Below are 17,748 nucleotides of genomic sequence, written 5' to 3' on the forward strand. Positions count from 1 at the left end.
ATTTTTGATAAAGGGATGAAATATATGAATTTACAAAAAGAAATCAACGATTATTGGTCAAAACGTGCCGATGAATTTAGTTCATGTCGTATTAAAGATCTGGAAGGATTTCAACATAAAATTTGGACAGATATAATCAGTGAAGCAATTTCAGATGGTAGTGGACTTCGTGCATTGGATGTAGGAACAGGTGCTGGTTTTTATTCATTTTTATTGTGTGATCTTGGCTTTGAAGTAACAGGAATAGATTATTCCCGAAAAATGATTAATAATGCAGTAGCTAATTCAAAAAATCTTGGTTACAAAAATATAAAATTTATTGAAATGGATGCTCAAAATCTACAATTTGAAGATGAGAGTTTTGATTTTATAATATCACGAAATGTTACATGGACATTGCCAGATCCTAAAAGGGCTTATGAAGAATGGTGCCGTGTTCTTTCTCCTGGAGGTAAAATAATGAACTTCGATGCCAATTACGGACATGATTTCAAGCTTGCAGAAAAATCTGGCGAAAATTACATAGAAATGCAAAACTGGTGTTGCAGTTCATACAATCGCAGACTGCAAAGTGAAGAGTTAATTCGTCAGCGCAATAATTTCGCAACAAAACTCTATATATGTAATTTTACAAGACCACAATGGGATGTAGACATACTTATAAAACATGGTATCAATAAAATAACTATTAACACGGACATCAGCAAGCAGGTATATACTGATACACAAAAAATTCCTAAGCTCCTCAAAGGCAATAAAAAATATGGATCGGATTCAACAATGTTTATGGTATATGCTATTAAAGAATAATTCAAGAAATAGGTGGAAACTAAATAATCCCACCTATTTTCAATCTTTCTATAGATCAACTTCCAGATTCCGCTATTTAGGCAGCTAACTTTTCACTTTTCGATTACAAATTTTTCAGTTATCTGTACTCTATAGCATATATCTTATATAAAATATATTTATTTAAAGGTAATAATATTAACTAGATTTTCATCACTAAATTCAAATCCATTTTCTTTTATTAATTTATTGTATGTGAAAAATAGTATCTTTTTGCTATCTTTACTCCATTTAAGTGAATTATTTAATGAAGCCGAAATATTGATGTTTTTATATATACATATTTTGCCCGTCAAATTATTTCCATTAATTTTTGAAGCATATAAATTCCACTGTTCTTTTCCATTCTCAAGTGCGACATTCATATAAACCACCTTTGTTCTATCCGGTGATACCCATATTGGTGATGCATAGGAACTTTCCTTTGATTTAACTGTATGCATAACTACATTGTAAAATTTTTTAGTATCCGTATCATATATATAAACTCCATCTTGTCCATTTATAGTAGCATTCAATATTATCTTTTTACCATCATCTAATACACAATAATCATTTAATTCTATACCGCTATATTTGCTGTGGTCACTGTCATTTGAATTATTATATGGCAATGTAAAAACCTCCTGAATATTGCCATGTTCAGTATCTATCTTGAATATCCCCTGCCTCTTATATTTTAAATTATTTTTATTCTTGAATTGTCCACCTATAAAATAGACAACTCTTCCATTTTTACTATAGAAGCTTGGAATTATATCAATCCACAAATTGCCAGCTTTAATTTTAAGTTTTTTTGAACTCTTGGTATTTACGTTATATAATTTTATGTAACCGTCATAATAACTCATCAAATAATTGCCGTCTTCAGACCAAGTTTCCTTATTGATTACATCATCATTTCTATAGTCCACTTTTGAATTACCATTTAAATCATATACTAATTCTTTACCATTTTTAACATAAATAACTTTATCCGAATTTGGTGATATATTTGAAATTATGCTATTAGTATCTATCTCAAGAGATTTCTTTTCTAAATTCGAAAGTTTTAATTTATACATAATACCAGAAATATCATTCTCAGCACTATAATTACTTTCATTGATTTTTTGAGGATACTTTCTTTTAAATTCTTCCATATCTATACCAATACCTACAAGAATTTCATCATCATTTATAAAGCCAAAATTCTCTGAAAGTCCTTTTATATTTCCATAAGATTTTTTATTTTCTATCTCCAACAGTTTACTATCTGATATTTGAGGTGGACTTTTTTTCATTACAATCATAGTCTTGTTTAGTAAGTTCTCTGATTTTGCGCTCATAAATTTTTCAATTCCTAGACTTCCCCCTATTATCAATACTGGAACTGAAATCTTTACAAACAAAGATATTCTACTATTTTTCATCTCTATTCCCCTCCCTTCAACCTTATAATCCAATGCTAATATAAAATTATTTCCATCACTCATTCAACTTGTTGCCAAATTGTAAAAAAGAGGAATTTTTATATATACTTTTGTACCTCCATTACTTTTACTTTCAATATGTATTGTTCCTTTATAATTATCAACTATTGATTTAACTATAGAAAGCCCAAGTCCATTACCTTCTATCCTACTAATAGAGTCTTTTTCGTCTCTATAGAAAGGTTCAAATATTCTTTCCAATGCTTTCCCTTTTATTCCTATTCCATTGTCCTTAACAACTATATTACAATTATCATTAGTTTTAAACATATTGACATTTATTATAGATTTTGTACTAGAATATTTTATAGAATTATCTATTATATTTACAATCATCTTGCGTATATCATCACTATTGGCAAATATATAAGTACCATGCTCCAACTTTTTCTCTATAGCGATATCATATTTTTTAGCCCTAATCGACATATCATCACATATATTCTCTAGAATACATGCCATGTCCAACTTTTCGTTAATTTTCCTATTACTCTGTGACTCAACCTTGGATATATTGAGAACATCAATAATCATTTTATGAAGCCTACTTGATTCTTTTTTTATTTTCAAGGCAGCTTTTATAGTCAATTTTTTATCTGATATTCCATCATCTAAAATCATCTGGGCATATCCGTCTATTATAGTCAAAGGAGTTTTCATATCATGAGTTACATTGTCAAAAAATGATTTCCTATGTCTTTCCATTTTTATTAAGTCCTTCATATCTTCCTTAATAGTTCGTATTTGTTCCTTTATCTTTTTTCTCATCATGTTGAAACTTTGTCCTAGTTCACCAATTTCATCCTTCGAATTTACGGTTATATCAATATTATAATCTCCCTTACTCATTTTTTTTGTGATATTGTTTAATTTAAGAATTGGAAGTGTAATTTTAGTAGAAAGGAAAAATAAAAATAGAAATAGCACACTAAACATAAAAATCATACATACTTTTATGTTTATAAGCAAATTATTTCCTGCACGAAATAATTCTGTATAATCTCTGGCATACCGTAGTATTCCAATATTAGCTTTACCTACATATAATGGCTGTGAAAAAACAGCCTCATATTTTTTGTTTATCCTAACAATCCTGTAAGCAGATTGTCCTTTTGAAGCAAAACGCACATCCTTGAAATCATCTTTCCTAAAATTTTCAACATCTGAATAATCACTGACATTGCTATAATCTATATTCAAAAGCAATTTACCATCATTTTTATATAACCTTATTTTAGAATTAAGTTTCGAAGATAGTGCTGCTCCTATATTTATCGCGTATTTTTCAAAATTACCTGAATTTAACCTTATATTATTCAGTACTAAAAACTGTTGGAAATATATATTCAAGTCTTTTTGAGAATTTTCCAGTTCATCGCTTATTATTTTCTCATTATTTTTTATTATTATATTATTTATAAACAAACTCATTATATTGAAAAAAAAGCAAAAAATGACCATAAAACCTATTATAAATTTATATCTAATTGAGACTTTCATACCATTTTGTATCCTATCCCAAAAATTGTCTTAATTATTGACTTGCCATCAATATCTCCCAATTTTTTTCTGAGCCTTTGAACATGAACATCCACAGTTCTACTGTCACCTTCAAAGTCATATCCCCAAACCTTTTGCAGCAATTTATCTCTAGACATTACTATATTCCTGTTTTTAGCAAATGCTAGAAGAAGCTCATATTCCTTGGGTTTGAGACTAATAGCATACTCTCCCTTAAAAACTTCTCTGCTTTTTTCATTTATCTTTATATCATTGGAAATATTTATTATAGACATGCTATTGCTCTCTTCAAGATTATCCATTCTGCGCAGACACACTTTTATTCTCGCAATAACTTCTCTTATATCAAATGGCTTAGTGATATAATCATCTGCTCCAAGCTCTAAACCTAATACTTTATCCACTATATCATTTTTAGCTGTAATCATTATAATAGGTACTCTGTAATTCATTGAAATCTGTTTACAAATATCATATCCACTTAAATCAGGAAGCATTAAATCCAATATTACTAAATCAATTTTTTCACTTGATATTATGTTTATACCGGATTTGCCATCAGAAGCTTCCTTACTAGCAAAGCCTTCTTTTTTAATATAATGAGTTATTATATTTCTTATATCTTCCTCATCTTCTATAATAAGTATAGTCTTTTTCATAACTCACGCCGCCTTAAACTTTAAAAATTATATTAATATTACAATAAATATATTGCCAATTTGTAAACAAAAGTAAAATCAATAATAATTAGGCTATATTCTATTTTCTAGCTACATTTTTTTTTAATTCATTTAAAGCTTCAGAATACTTATTGGATTTAATGCCGGGAAATGCTTTTATAATTCTCCTATGGTAATTATTTTTTCTTCCAGTCAGTCTTTTATATGTTTCCTTAAGTTCAATTAATTCTTTCCCATATATTTCTCTTATTTCAGATAGTCTATTTTCATACTTTCTTTTCAACTCGGACAGCTCATTTTCATATTTTTCTTTAATTTCAACTGCATTTTCAGACAATTCAACATATCTTCTCCTGATATCCGCTACCTGATATTCATATTTTGACTTTAACTCAATAGTTTCATTGGAAATCCTCTCCCCAAGAAAATTTGATTTTTCTTTTATTTTTCCTGATATTTCATGTATCTTCCTCAATCTTAAGTTAAACTTCATTACAGTATCAACCGTTGATATAATATCAATAATAAATATAACTGCCAAACATAATAGAATAATATTTCCTAAAGGCACAGAAATAAATCCTATAAAGCCCACAACCACAGGATGAATAACCTTTATAATCAAAATACAGCCAATACCCCAGGCGAGTGAAAATTTGAGACATATATAACCTTTTATATTAAAAGGATATCTTGAATAATCCCACCACCTGTTATTAAAAAGTTTCTCAAGAACAAATCCAGTAACATATTCAAGAAAAGACGTAATAATTACTGAAGTAAAAAACAATAAAATCAAATTATCTCTAAAAAGCATTAAAAAATCTATGACAAGCACTGCTCCAATACCATATATGGGGCAAATAGGCCCGTTTAAGAATCCTCTGTTTACAAAAGTTCCCGTATTTACTGCTGCATAGACAACTTCTAGGCACCATCCTGCAAAAGCATAGATGACAAAATAAAATAATATGTTTTCCATATATGCTCCCTCTATAGTATATTTTTAAGTTCTATAAATTCATTTATACTTCTGCACTCTTCAGAAATACGTTTTTTCCTGTCAAAAAATATACTTTCTATCCCAACTTTTTGAGGTCCCAAATAGTCATTTACAAAATCATCTCCTATAAACAATATTTCATCAGAAATAAAACCGGATATTTTTCCAGCATCCATATATATTTGGGGATGTGGTTTGCGCCATCCTTCTTCGGCAGAGTTTACTATAAATTTAAAATAACTTCTTATTCCTGTATATTCAAGCAAATCTCCTATGCCACCTTTAACCTTAAAATTTGAAACTACACCCAACTTATATTTACCGCTTAAATAGTCAAGAGTTTCCTTGACCATTTTATCAGCATAACATCTTCTTTTATAATTTTGCCAATAATTTTTTAAAAGCAGCTCTACTATTTCTTTCTGCTCTATAGAATCAAGTCCTTTTTCTCTTACGATATACTCATATTGTTCTTTAAAGCTGTACTCTCTATAGTCGGGCATTCTATCCAAAATACATTTCGCAGCAGTTTTATAATATTTATAGAATTCATCAAAGTCTTTAAAGTACTTTTCACATCCTGAACCATCAAAGGCCCACCGTGCATAATCTTCTTTGTCTGGAAGTTCTATCATATCTATCAAAGTTTCCATACAATCAAACATAATACACTTCAAGTTTGTCATTTTCCACACTCCATTTCTTTCTATAAATACATTATATTATTCTTTAACTCTTATTTTTCCAGTCAAAAGTTTTTGCATGAGTCCTTTTTTTAACTGCTGGAATTTCTGCTTCTTTATTGTATATCGACTTATATCTTCATCCACGGAAAATAAAATAGAAGCTATCTCTCTTTGCTCTTCCACATTGTTAGGCAAAGCTATTTTCAACTCTGACATGTTTCTATGTCCAACATGGGGCTGACCCGCACTATTAAAATATTTACTTAATTGTCTCCAGTAAAATAAACTGTTGAGATACTGCCACATATAACTTCTATCCAGAATATCTCTATTGTTGAATATTTTGAACATATTATTGCTTAAAACTCCATTTCCACCTTTGAAAACTTTTCCACAGGTATTTCCTGTGTTAGCCACAACAATATCCTCGTAAGCAATATGATAAAATCTTTTATTGTCTTTAACATACAGTCTATTCCTATTTGAGAAAAAGTCAGTTATATATAAATATCTTACATAGCCTTTTTTTTGTTCGGTTATTTGATCTTTCCGCGAAATTTGGAATCCCTGTCTAAAATAGCAAATATCGCCTAATTTCCTAATTTCCCAATTTTCAGGTATTTCTCCAAACTCCGTAATCTTAAAATTTTTATGTCCTATTCCTCTGGAAAGAAGTTTCTGCACTAGCCCTTTTTTGAGCTCTTTTGTTTTGTCTATAATCTTGTCAACAATTTCAATCTCATCATCTACAGAAGATAAAATTGAGATTATCTTTTTCTGCTCCTTCAGCGGAGGTACTGCTACCTTCAACTGCAAAATATCATTTTTGGATATATTAAATCTAGTTGAACCTTGTGCAAGTCTTCCTATTGTCACTCTTACATTATTTCCTCTAAACAAATATGCTGCATATTCCGGACAAAGTATTTTAAAATTATTTAACCTGTATCCAAAACAAAAACTATTCAAATACAATTCTCTTTTTATATCCTCTAAAAGTACAGAACTCATTCCAACTTCACCTGGAATCTCTGAAGATATTGTGAAAAAAATATCGCCATATTTGGCTGAATATTGCTTTTCATTATCTGAAATAGTTACATATTCCAAGTAGTTTGTATCTATTTTGCTGTTATTAAATATATTTTTATATGGTATATACGGCTTACCCTTTCCAAAATCATCTTTATTTTTTCCCGAAAGGCCCGGATATGTCTTCCCCAAATCCTTCAGTCTATATATGTTCCAATTTTCAGGTATTCCCTTCAGTTGTGTCACTTCATACTCTCTTTTAGACATCTCCACTGCAATCACCTGCTTATTCTAAATAGTGCCAAAACCCATCTCTTTCAGATAACTATTTAGTTTATTCTCCATATTAGCCATGTCCATCTTCAGATCCCTTATTTCATCAACAACTGCATCAATATCTATTTCGGGTTCTAATTCCGTAGTATCAACATACCTGCTTATATTCAGATTATAATCATTTTTCTCTATAGTCTTCATTTCAACTACACTAGAATATTTTTGAACATTTTCGTACCTGTCAAATACTTCAACTATCCTGTTTATATCTTTATCCCTAAGTCTATTTTTATTTCCATCTTTTATAAATCCACTGCTACTATCTATAAATAGAATTCTGTTTTTTCTATCTTTAGACTTACTCTTATTTATTACTATTATAGCTGCCGGAATGCTCGTCCCATAAAATATATTTTGTGGAAGTCCTATTACGGATTCTATTAAATCATCTTTTAAAAGTCCTGTTCTTATAGATTTTTCGGTTCCGCCCCTGAAAAGTACACCATGTGGTACCACAGAAGCCATTCTGCCTGTTTTATTCAAACTCGCTATCATATGGCACACAAAGGCTAGATCTCCATAGGATTTAGGCGGTATCCCATATGAAAATCTATGGAATTTATCTTGAATAGCCTCTTCTCTCCCCCAATTTTTTAGTGAGAAAGGAGGATTGGCAAGTACTTTATCGTAAATCTTCAATGCCCCCCCCTCTATATGTTCTGGATTTCTTATTGTATCTCCTTTTTTAATATCTGCACCCTTTACACCATGCAGGAGCATATTCATCTTACATATAGCCCAGGTAGAAAGATTTATCTCCTGTCCAAACAAGGATATATTTTTATAATTTTCATTCTGACCTTTTATATATTTGATGCTTTGAATAAGCATTCCTCCCGAACCACAGGTAGGATCATATATGCTATCGCCTTCTTCTGGCTTCAACAAATTTACCATCATCTTCACTACCTCTGCTGGAGTATAGAATTCACCACCTTTTTTACCACCTTCGTCAGCAAATTTTTCTATAAGGTATTGATAAGCATCTCCAAGTACATCATCTGATTCAAGGCAGTCATCTGACAAATTCATACTATTAAATATAAGCATTAACTGACTTAATTTTTTATCTGGGACTCTTTCCTTGTCATTATAATTTACCGTAGTCAATACACCTGTAAGCTCAATATTTTTTGGCTCATTTTCAATTGATTTTAAAGCTTTGTCCAATTCCGATCCGATATTTAAGCTATAATTCTTTAGCTTATCCCATCTTGCATCTTTAGGGACATAGAAAGTTTCATATATAGAAGAATCTTCAAGAAGTTCTTCTATTTCCTCTCCAGTCATGCCTTGGCTTTTAAATTCATTTCTTCTCATAACTTTTTCTGCATTAAATTCATCATTCAACCTCTTTAAAAACAACATGCCAAATATATAATCCATATATTGTGATGCAGACAATTCTCCTCTTAAAACATCAGCACAGGACCAAAGTTTTGATTCTAAATCCTGAAGTGTCAATCTCTTCATCAATACCTCTCTCCCCACAATTACACTTATTATAAAATAATTCCATCATACAATACATTTTATCATAAATACACGTTATTTTACACAAAGGCATAAGCAGCCCTTATAGCAAACTACTTATACCTTTCAGTTTATATAATTATCAAAATATTAACAATACATATTATGAATATATATTATAATAATAAGTAATTACAAACTCTTATAATGGGTGGTGTATAACAAATGCATATGCAAAATTGCAGTTCAATTCAAATACTGTCCTCTATAATTTTCGCCTTATTTATCATTTGCACATCTATAAAATTAACCTTAACATTCAAGCCTTTATACTATTTTGAAATTGAAAACTTAGATATTGAACAACAATCAGGTTTTAGTAAGAATAAAATAATAGAAAACTACGATTATATAATTGACTATATGGTAAATCCAGAACAGCAGGAATTTGAACTTCCTTCAATATCCTATTCGACATACGGACAAATTCACTTCCAAGAGGTAAAAAATATATTCAATTATGTCGATATTCTCATGATTATTACTGGTATTGTTAGCTCTATATGTATAGGTAGCAACACAAAGTTCAGAAATTTTACATTTATAAAACACACTTACTATGTACTTTCTATATTTATAGCAATTCTTTTAGCATCATTTATTGTAAATTTTAATAATTCCTTTATCCTATTTCACAAAGTATTTTTTAGAAATGATTATTGGATATTTAATCCTAAAATTGATCCTGTTATAAGTATACTACCTCAAAAATTTTTCTATCATTCTGCCATTTTAACATTGAGCATAATAATTATATATATAATACTCTTAAAAATAATCCATGAGAAATTGTATATAAAAAATCAAATATAAGGATTTACACGTTTATATAAAATAGCAGACATTTTACCAATAATTTTAAAGCAGCTTTGATATTAAAAACATAGTTTCCATTCCAAGTGAAGTAAATTTTTCCTCGTATTCTGTAGTTATATTTCCATAAAAGTTGCTATTATGTAGATCATAGGTTAAATACTCTATAGTAAATCCATTTTCTCTAAAATACACCTGTGATTCATTGAAAAGATCAATATCGTCGGTTTTAAACCATATTTCACTTCCCTTTCTCAAAAATTTTTTATAGATCGTCAAAAATCTAGTATGAGTCAGCCTCCTCTTATTATGTCTTTTTTTAGGCCAGGGGTTACAAAAATTTATGTATATTCTACTTATTTCATTTTCTCCAAAAATATATTCAATTCCAGTTATATTCATAGATATTATTCTTACATTTTTTAATTCTTTTTGTTGAATTTTTCTAAGTGCATATACAAGAACTTCATCCTTAAGATCAATTCCTATATAATTTATACCAACATTATTTTCAGCTTGTGTACACAAAAATTTGCCCTTTCCACATCCAAGCTCAAGATATATTGGATTTTTATTTTTAAATTGTTCGAGCCAATTCCCTTTATAATACTCAGGATTTATTATGGCCAGATTACTGGCCTCCATCTCTGGTCTAGCCCACCATTTTTTTCTCAGCCTCATGTTGATTTCTCCTCTATCTCTATAACAAATAATAAAAACACTTTATAACTTTATCATATACCCTAAATTTAGTCCAGCTCCCCATATTTCGATTTATAATATTTCAATCGACAAATCATACTAAAGTTTTCCATTAAAATAACGATAAATATAAGGTTATGTTAGAATATTTAATATAGGTTGTGAATTATGTGTTATTTTATAAATGAATTAAAAGATAAGAAAATACTCAACAGAAATGATATAATAGTACTTAAAAATTACATAGACAAAAAATATCCAGATTATACTCCAGTAAACAGAGCGGACATGCTTTCTAAGACAATACACCACATTCTAGATAGTAATCTTGGTCAATTTAATGAGTCAGAAAGAAGTAGAATAAAGTTTTATACCTTGAAAAACACGCTTTTCAAAAATAAAGATTCAATCTTTATGTACGATATTTTTACCTCATGTATTTCACTTGGAAGCTTCAAACAAAATTTTATTGAAGAACTTCTTAATTGGTTAAATTCAAATGTAAAGAATAAAGTTCAACAAAGTCATTTACAAGAATATATAAAAAGCAGTAAAAAAAGCAAAGAACTAATTCCATCTGATAATTATTTTCCTGAAGCTACACGTAACTTAAGCAAAACTATACCATCATCTGAAGATACTCGTAATGACGGAGACATAAAATCTTATACTAGTAAAAAAAGAAAAGCAGTTGCAGTAGCTGCTTTAGTATTTTCTATTGTTATATATACCACATATACAAGCGGACAAATTTTACCAAAGAACAATTCTGCCGAAAACTCGGACTCTCCAATATATTATGCTGAAAAAGTCGGAATATATTTAAATGATCTATATCAATCAAAATATTCAAGTAATAAATATCCAAACTCAAATTTACCCTATTACATAAAATATAGACCAATAAGGACAAGTAAATTAAAGGCATTTTTAATAGACCGCAATTCTATCTTAATAAAGGAACCTTACTTTTCAACTATATTGAATACAGCCAGGGAATACAATTTGAATCCTCTTTTGCTTTTCGCCATAACAGGCCAGGAACAAAATTTTGTGCCTCAAAGTGAAAAATATGCATACAAAATTGCCAATAATCCATTTAATGTATTTCACAGCTGGCAGGAATACAATACAAATATAAATGATTCTTCCAAAATAGCAGCCAGGACTATAATAAACCTCTCCAAAGATATGCCTAAAAATGCAGATCCCTTTCTATGGATTGGGAAACGATATGCAGAAGACAAAAATTGGGGTTATGGAGTTAGAAGTATATTTAAAGAACTTGAAAAATAGTTTCTTTACTAGCCAAATAGTGAAGAAGCTATTTTCATAAATTTATAATATAAAAGTAAAGATGGAATACCAACAACATAGTTAGCTATTGGAGTTGCAACAAATGCAATAAGTATTATGATCTGATATCTGTAGATTTTATCTGATACTTTATAATATAATGAAGGAAACAAGTCCCTCAATATGTGAAATCCGTCTAATCCTGGTATTGGTATCAAATTGAATACAAAAAGCATACAGTTTATACTGACAGCCTGTAAAAGTATTTTTGCTATTATATTTGCCATTGAAGTTGACATCAAACTATTTGTAAAAGCAAATCTATAAAATATTACATAGAATATTGCAAATATAAATGCCACTAATAAATTTGCCAGAGGTCCTGCCACTGAAACTTTTAAATCATCCCTAGTTCTATTTTTATATGCATTTGGATTAATTTCAACAGGCTTTGCCCATCCAAATCCTACTAATAATATCATTATAAAACCCAGTAAATCTATATGCACAAAGGGGTTTAAGGTTAGCCTTCCTTGAAATTTTGGTGTCTTATCACCCAATCTATCTGCAACAAGCGCATGGGCATATTCATGAAATGTAAGTCCTATTAATATTCCTGGTATGATTAGTATTTTGTTTAGTATGTATGTATTCAAATAATTCACTTCTTTCTTTTAAATATTTTTCTACTATCTAGTCTATCAGAGTTTTGAATAATTTTCCATCACTTATAGACATAATACCTTTATCATACATCTGTATAAATTTTCCATGATATGTATATTCTTTCCCACTTACAATGTCTTTTACTACCCCTTTTAAATTATCATTGACATATATATTTCCGGAAGTTGATATGTATATATCTTTTTTATCAACAGCTGTTCCTAAATTTATGTTCTTATAGCTACTTGAATCTTCATTTACATTCCCATAATATAGATTTAACAGCTTATCATTTTCCAAATTGCCTATATATATTCTGTCACTAGCATCCACTCCAACCAATACAGGATTTTCAACTCCTTCTATATCAAGAGGTGCATCCTCTCCTGTTATGTAAATTTTATGATATATGCTGTCTTCATATACAAGTTTGTCCTTTAACGATAATATTCTAATATCACCTATCATATAAGAATTTGTTTTAATTTTCTGCATCTCACTCATTATATTAACTCTATATATATTAGTTCTTTTACCAGCACCTTGTATCTTCATATATATTACATTGGTAAGCGGAGACTCCTTTATATCGTTAATTTCAGTATTTGAATTGAATCCTTCCAAGGTTTTAATATTTTCTTTTATATTTTTATCTACCTCAAAATATTCTAATTTAAAACTGGTACCATTATAAGAGTTTTCTTTTTCCACTATAAGCATCCTATTTCTATCTGGAAGCCATTTATAAAACGAAACTTTAACTCCATCTTTAAATTTTACCTGTTTTTTATCACCTGTTCCTGTATCTACAATGTCAAGTATATTTCCATCATAATAAGCTATATATCTACCATCAAAAGACGAGCTTATGTCTTGGGCATTATCAGGTATGTTTATTAAAATATCTGATTTTTTGGGTTCACTTCTTATGATTTTCTTTGTTTTAATATCTGTCTTGGAAGATAAAAAATAATTATCTATATAGAATAATCCTGCAAATTGTATCGTTAGCGATATAATAGCCCATATTATAATTCTTCTAAAAGTTTTCATCTAACACTCCCCTTTAATTATTCATACCACTGTCTATTGCTCCACATAAACAGCAGAAGGCACTGATCTTTCCCCTAATGGATCACAAGGATTATTAATGACCTCACCTTCATAATACATAGTAGAAGAAGAGCCCCCATCCAGGTTCGTAGCATTTATGGCACCATATTGCAGCATTATATTCTGAATATCTTTAAGAGAAGCTCCTATACTTTTACTCTGTCTCCCATCTACAACAAGAAGAAGTATTGATCCATCTTTTCTTTGTCCTATTGCAGTTCTTGGAGCTATTCCCCAGTTACCATCACCAGATTTTATCGTCCCATTCCCATTTATAACTAATGCCGGACCAAAAGATATAGCCTCCATTACTTTAAGCTTCTTAATATCATTCATACTATGATATCCAACTATAAGTTGTCCTTCTTCAGTGATTCCCATGATTTCATGTTTCGAATCAGAATTGCTTATATCATTATATATAATTTTTCCTCCACTCATAAGTAACCCAATCGGCTTCCCCCCAGTGCCTGTCCATTCGCTGTTTTCCGACGAACTGTCTGTAAATCCTCCACCATTTATTGCTGCTACAGCATTCTTATCCTTCCCGATATTACTTGTTAACTCTCCTGATATACCTAACTTTTTACTATATCCAACCTTAACTCTCGTAGGATCATGAATTATAAGGATATATCCCTTGAATTTTTTACCATCACTTATATCTTCCCTTTCTATACTGCTATCATGATTATTAGTAAATTTAGAAAGACCTATATTTTGCTGTTTTGTACTATCTATTTCATTTCCACCCAGTATCTGCTTTATTTCCGCATCAGATAAAAACAATCTTGCAATATATTGATGGCTCAATGTAGTCATAGCTGCACCAACTACTGTCCTTGTAACATTTTTAAAAGGTCCATGGAATACAAGAAATGGAGCTGTAATTGCAGTGAATACGAATTCAAAGACAAAAAACACTAAAATAGTTTTCCATATAGGCTTTTTGACTTTAATTGATGATTTTTTTCTCCTCATACGTAAATTTTCCTTTCTACAATTATATCTCTCAATATTGTACAATAAATAACTTATTTTTTAAATAGATGTATTAATAATACTATATAAAAATTGTTACTATTATAGTAACATATTTTCACTCAAATCATGCATTTTAACCAACATAATATTTACAGATATATTATAATATATCTGTAAATATTATCAGCTACCTGCTATAATACAAATATAATATTTTATAAAATTTTTATATGCATATAAACTTTACATGTAATTTATTATGCAATAATATATATATAATAATATTAAATATTGAGAGGAGAATTATAATGGAAATTAAAGTATGGGATAACGAGCACACTTTTACTTACAATAACGATAAAAAGGAAACCAATATAATACAAACTAAAAACACTAAAAATTACTGTAGAATCTGGTCAATTCACAAATTTATAAATCCTTCAAGCAATAATGTAAAATATATTCTGGAAAGTGAAGAAAATGTTCCTATGTATGGAGATACTACTATACATAGATTAGCTGAATTTAAAATTAAAAATAATGAAATAGATATTGATAGTTTATATGTAGAAGAATCCCTTAAAATTGATATCACAAATGATTAACTAATAAAACTATAGAAAGACTGGAATAGCTTTTAATAAAAGCTGATCCAGTCCCTTTTATTTACTGTACTGGTTGGAGTGACAGGACTTGAACCTGCGACCTCAAGTTCCCGAAACTTGCGCACTACCACCTGTGCTACACCCCAATATGCAAAAAAATAAAAATTTCAAGCTGACAGTATAGCTAAAGGCACCTCAGATACTGCTTTAACTGTGCTGCCATACAACATGATAACATATTAAAATAATTTAGTAAAGAATTCATTCTTACAAATACATATCCGACAGTATCTGTATACTATTTTACTTACCTTTATTTTTTATGAAATTAAGAACTAACTGCATGGTCTCAAATCTGTTTGATCCAGAAATCAATTTAGTTAAATAATTTGTATATTGCCCTGAATTTCCACCAACTGCATACACATTTTTAATCTGGCTGAAATCAAATTTTCTGCTATTGGATATTGTAGGACAATTAAGATAATCGGCCAACATCTCTGCACTCCTCTGATCTGGTCCATAATTGTAAATAACAATATTATCCACCTTCTTCTTGCCTCCTTTTATTGAATTATAAAAATCTTCTACCATATAGTTAAGGTCTATATATCCATTTACTCCGGATATCTGTCCTTTATCAGTAAATTGCCACAGAGTATAATCAGTCCATAAGGCGAAGGTTGGAGACAAGACTTCATGGTGTGCTATCCATAAAGGATACTTAGTTATCCTAGTATTCAAATGGTCCTTAATCCAGCTAGGATTACAATAAATAAGTGTTGGAGCAATATCAGATACAGCATCCATAAATGCTAAACATGTATCTGTGATATCTCCATTTACTTTCTGTTCAAAATCAAGTGCTACAATATCAGGTTCTGTTTCTGCTACAATGGACTTAAAAAAATTAGCTTCTTTGATTGCCTTCTCTTTAGTTGTAAATCTGGCAAAATGATAGGCTCCGGTAATAAGTTCTAAGGCTCTGGCATTTTTAATATTGTAACTATAAAATTTATCTACAAAAGTACTTCCTTCGGTAGCTTTAGCTATAACAAAAGAATTACCTGCATTTTTAATCAGATTCATATTTACTGTTCCATTCAAATTACTTATATCAACACCTTTTATCATAGAATCTCCCCCTTGATTCAATATATTTATTGATTTAAAAATTTGCTAATATTGTGATTTGTGCTCATTCCTTCCTTCTTTAAGACATAGTATGTATGATAAGACTACTGGCATTTTCTACATTCATAAACGGCCTAAAAAATATTAAAACGCAGACATCAGAAATTATGGTATCATTTTTTGTTCAACATGATTATCCTCCTAAAAGAACGTCTCATAAATCATACATGATTTATGAGACGTTCTTTTATTTTATAAATTTCTTAATGGAAACTATGATCTTTATTATTATCCACTATCTTTGCATCGCCATTTGTATTTACACGAGCTTCTTCTCTTTTTAGTTTCTCATCCACTTTCCTTGTTTCTTTGACCTCACGTTTATGAGCGGATACTTCACCGGTTGCCACAGTGTGTTTACCTACATTGACCTTTTCTTCACTTACTGGAATACGTATGGTATTTTCATCACTAATAGGTGTATCATTAGATTTATTATCTACTGGTCTTCTTTTTATAACAACTTCTTCATGAGTAACTGGAACATTAACTGTTTTCTGTTCTTCAACAATTTCTTTGCTTAGTTCAACTTCACCTTTTGGAACCCTGCTCTTATTTATATCAAGCTCTTCCTTATGAAGTGTAAGTCTTCCACCGTCTTTACTTTTCTTCTTATCATCATCATCGTCACTACCATTGCCTAAAATATTGTCAAATAAACCTTTCATAAATACTGCCTCCTATAAATAGATATTTTCAATTCATTAATATTTTATCCCTGTTAGAGTAATATATCCTTTATGAAATATGGAGTTAAAGTAAATTGCTTACAATAAAATAAATATAATAAATCTATCACGTATATTGTTTGTAACAAAATATACTATTTTATGAATAAAAAATAAGCATTCGGAAACCTCACTCCAAATGCTTATTTTATATATTGGGGATTATTGTAGTAACTTCTAGGGGGCTTTATTTTGATTTTATTTTAACTTCATGCTATTAAGAGCATATTAACTACAGGTTAAATAAATGGTACCTAGCTTTAATCAAATACTTTTAATTTTTCATGTATAATAACTTGATTCCTACACACGATATTGATATAAGGATATCAATATATTTATATCAATAAATATTTTAAGTTCTACATAACCTAAAATATCTTAACAAAAGTATATTGATATTTACCTTTACACTGAGGATTATAAATCTCCAGTGTTAATTTCCTTCATAAAAATTCCTATACCAAAAAATATTTTTATACTCTTTTATTAAATATCTTTACACCAAGACTTCACCCCTGGCTTTTTTATGTTT

At 29.5% G+C, this 17,748-nt stretch carries 17 protein-coding genes and 1 tRNA gene; 4 read left to right on the forward strand and 14 right to left on the reverse strand.

From position 1 onward, the window contains the following. The first annotated feature begins 24 nt into the window (after nt 1-24). Nucleotides 25-810 (forward strand): class I SAM-dependent methyltransferase, encoded by a 786-nt coding sequence (locus ACSVC9_RS10130; protein WP_446897372.1) that lies wholly within the window; start codon nt 25-27, stop codon nt 808-810. A gap of 158 nt (nt 811-968) precedes the next feature. Here the strand turns inward: ACSVC9_RS10130 and ACSVC9_RS10135 are convergent, their stop codons facing one another. The 7 genes from ACSVC9_RS10135 to ACSVC9_RS10165 form a co-directional block, all read right to left on the reverse strand. Next, nucleotides 969-2,261, reverse strand: a complete 1,293-nt coding sequence (locus tag ACSVC9_RS10135; protein ID WP_446897373.1) for a TolB family protein — start codon at nt 2,259-2,261, stop codon at nt 969-971. Between the two features lie 63 nt (nt 2,262-2,324). Further along, nucleotides 2,325-3,821, reverse strand: a complete 1,497-nt coding sequence (locus tag ACSVC9_RS10140; protein WP_446897374.1) for an ATP-binding protein — start codon at nt 3,819-3,821, stop codon at nt 2,325-2,327. Then, a complete protein-coding gene (locus tag ACSVC9_RS10145) occupies nt 3,818-4,501 on the reverse strand; it encodes a response regulator transcription factor (RefSeq protein WP_446897375.1) in 684 nt (227 codons plus the stop codon). The genes ACSVC9_RS10140 and ACSVC9_RS10145 overlap by 4 nt, the downstream gene beginning before the upstream one ends. 100 nt (nt 4,502-4,601) lie before the next feature. Then, nucleotides 4,602-5,504 carry a putative ABC transporter permease gene (locus ACSVC9_RS10150; protein ID WP_446897376.1) on the reverse strand — a complete coding sequence of 301 codons (903 nt, stop codon included), beginning with the start codon at nt 5,502-5,504 and terminating at the stop codon, nt 4,602-4,604. 11 nt (nt 5,505-5,515) lie between these two features. Then, nucleotides 5,516-6,211, reverse strand: coding sequence for an HAD family hydrolase (locus ACSVC9_RS10155; protein WP_446897377.1), 696 nt, complete (start codon nt 6,209-6,211; stop codon nt 5,516-5,518). A 36-nt stretch (nt 6,212-6,247) separates the two neighbouring features. Further along, on the reverse strand, nt 6,248-7,510 hold the full coding sequence (locus tag ACSVC9_RS10160) for a restriction endonuclease subunit S (RefSeq protein ID WP_446897378.1): 1,263 nt from the start codon (nt 7,508-7,510) through the stop codon (nt 6,248-6,250). A gap of 24 nt (nt 7,511-7,534) precedes the next feature. Beyond that, nucleotides 7,535-9,052 carry a type I restriction-modification system subunit M gene (locus ACSVC9_RS10165; RefSeq protein WP_446897379.1) on the reverse strand — a complete coding sequence of 506 codons (1,518 nt, stop codon included), beginning with the start codon at nt 9,050-9,052 and terminating at the stop codon, nt 7,535-7,537. Nucleotides 9,053-9,277: 225 nt separating this feature from the next. Here ACSVC9_RS10165 and ACSVC9_RS10170 point away from each other — a divergent pair, with 225 nt between their 5' ends. Beyond that, on the forward strand, nt 9,278-9,925 hold the full coding sequence (locus ACSVC9_RS10170) for a TIGR01906 family membrane protein (RefSeq protein ID WP_446897380.1): 648 nt from the start codon (nt 9,278-9,280) through the stop codon (nt 9,923-9,925). 45 nt (nt 9,926-9,970) lie between these two features. Here ACSVC9_RS10170 and trmB read toward each other — a convergent pair whose 3' ends face one another. Further along, complete coding sequence (trmB, locus tag ACSVC9_RS10175; protein WP_446897381.1) at nt 9,971-10,606, reverse strand: tRNA (guanosine(46)-N7)-methyltransferase TrmB; 636 nt, start codon at nt 10,604-10,606, stop codon at nt 9,971-9,973. 189 nt (nt 10,607-10,795) lie between these two features. Between trmB and ACSVC9_RS10180 the strand changes: the two genes are divergently transcribed. Then, nucleotides 10,796-11,923: a hypothetical protein gene (locus ACSVC9_RS10180; RefSeq protein ID WP_446897382.1), complete on the forward strand. Its 1,128-nt coding sequence runs from the start codon at nt 10,796-10,798 to the stop codon at nt 11,921-11,923. A gap of 8 nt (nt 11,924-11,931) precedes the next feature. On the opposite strand, the gene ACSVC9_RS10185 is transcribed toward ACSVC9_RS10180, so the two are convergent. Genes ACSVC9_RS10185 through ACSVC9_RS10195 form a run of 3 tightly spaced genes read right to left on the reverse strand, consistent with a single transcriptional unit; the run spans nt 11,932 to nt 14,683 of the window. Then, a complete protein-coding gene (locus ACSVC9_RS10185; RefSeq protein ID WP_446897383.1) occupies nt 11,932-12,579 on the reverse strand; it encodes a site-2 protease family protein in 648 nt (215 codons plus the stop codon). 37 nt (nt 12,580-12,616) lie between these two features. Then, nucleotides 12,617-13,642 carry a hypothetical protein gene (locus tag ACSVC9_RS10190; protein WP_446897384.1) on the reverse strand — a complete coding sequence of 342 codons (1,026 nt, stop codon included), beginning with the start codon at nt 13,640-13,642 and terminating at the stop codon, nt 12,617-12,619. A 33-nt stretch (nt 13,643-13,675) separates the two neighbouring features. Beyond that, nucleotides 13,676-14,683, reverse strand: coding sequence for a phosphodiester glycosidase family protein (locus tag ACSVC9_RS10195; protein WP_446897385.1), 1,008 nt, complete (start codon nt 14,681-14,683; stop codon nt 13,676-13,678). A 311-nt stretch (nt 14,684-14,994) separates the two neighbouring features. On the opposite strand from ACSVC9_RS10195, the gene ACSVC9_RS10200 reads away from it, so the two are divergent. Continuing rightward, nucleotides 14,995-15,291 (forward strand): hypothetical protein, encoded by a 297-nt coding sequence (locus ACSVC9_RS10200; protein WP_446897386.1) that lies wholly within the window; start codon nt 14,995-14,997, stop codon nt 15,289-15,291. A 70-nt stretch (nt 15,292-15,361) separates the two neighbouring features. Here ACSVC9_RS10200 and ACSVC9_RS10205 read toward each other — a convergent pair. The 3 genes from ACSVC9_RS10205 to ACSVC9_RS10215 form a co-directional block, all read right to left on the reverse strand. Then, a tRNA-Pro gene (locus tag ACSVC9_RS10205) sits at nt 15,362-15,437 on the reverse strand. Between the two features lie 157 nt (nt 15,438-15,594). Next, nucleotides 15,595-16,425 (reverse strand): glycoside hydrolase family 25 protein, encoded by an 831-nt coding sequence (locus ACSVC9_RS10210; protein WP_446897387.1) that lies wholly within the window; start codon nt 16,423-16,425, stop codon nt 15,595-15,597. 263 nt (nt 16,426-16,688) lie between these two features. Then, nucleotides 16,689-17,153 (reverse strand): YsnF/AvaK domain-containing protein, encoded by a 465-nt coding sequence (locus tag ACSVC9_RS10215; protein ID WP_446897388.1) that lies wholly within the window; start codon nt 17,151-17,153, stop codon nt 16,689-16,691. Nucleotides 17,154-17,748 lie beyond the last annotated feature (595 nt).

This window comes from Clostridium sp. LBM24168 (assembly GCF_052953915.1).

Coding starts and splice junctions, on each gene's coding strand:
- ACSVC9_RS10195 (WP_446897385.1), bottom strand. CDS start 14,683: ATGAGGAGAAAAAAATCATCAATTAAAGTCAAAAAGCCTATATGGAAA.
- ACSVC9_RS10135 (WP_446897373.1), bottom strand. CDS start 2,261: ATGAAAAATAGTAGAATATCTTTGTTTGTAAAGATTTCAGTTCCAGTA.
- ACSVC9_RS10200 (WP_446897386.1), top strand. CDS start 14,995: ATGGAAATTAAAGTATGGGATAACGAGCACACTTTTACTTACAATAAC.
- ACSVC9_RS10155 (WP_446897377.1), bottom strand. CDS start 6,211: ATGACAAACTTGAAGTGTATTATGTTTGATTGTATGGAAACTTTGATA.
- ACSVC9_RS10190 (WP_446897384.1), bottom strand. CDS start 13,642: ATGAAAACTTTTAGAAGAATTATAATATGGGCTATTATATCGCTAACG.
- ACSVC9_RS10150 (WP_446897376.1), bottom strand. CDS start 5,504: ATGGAAAACATATTATTTTATTTTGTCATCTATGCTTTTGCAGGATGG.
- ACSVC9_RS10210 (WP_446897387.1), bottom strand. CDS start 16,425: ATGATAAAAGGTGTTGATATAAGTAATTTGAATGGAACAGTAAATATG.
- ACSVC9_RS10215 (WP_446897388.1), bottom strand. CDS start 17,153: ATGAAAGGTTTATTTGACAATATTTTAGGCAATGGTAGTGACGATGAT.
- ACSVC9_RS10140 (WP_446897374.1), bottom strand. CDS start 3,821: ATGAAAGTCTCAATTAGATATAAATTTATAATAGGTTTTATGGTCATT.
- trmB (WP_446897381.1), bottom strand. CDS start 10,606: ATGAGGCTGAGAAAAAAATGGTGGGCTAGACCAGAGATGGAGGCCAGT.
- ACSVC9_RS10160 (WP_446897378.1), bottom strand. CDS start 7,510: ATGTCTAAAAGAGAGTATGAAGTGACACAACTGAAGGGAATACCTGAA.
- ACSVC9_RS10170 (WP_446897380.1), top strand. CDS start 9,278: ATGCATATGCAAAATTGCAGTTCAATTCAAATACTGTCCTCTATAATT.
- ACSVC9_RS10130 (WP_446897372.1), top strand. CDS start 25: ATGAATTTACAAAAAGAAATCAACGATTATTGGTCAAAACGTGCCGAT.
- ACSVC9_RS10165 (WP_446897379.1), bottom strand. CDS start 9,052: ATGAAGAGATTGACACTTCAGGATTTAGAATCAAAACTTTGGTCCTGT.
- ACSVC9_RS10180 (WP_446897382.1), top strand. CDS start 10,796: ATGTGTTATTTTATAAATGAATTAAAAGATAAGAAAATACTCAACAGA.
- ACSVC9_RS10145 (WP_446897375.1), bottom strand. CDS start 4,501: ATGAAAAAGACTATACTTATTATAGAAGATGAGGAAGATATAAGAAAT.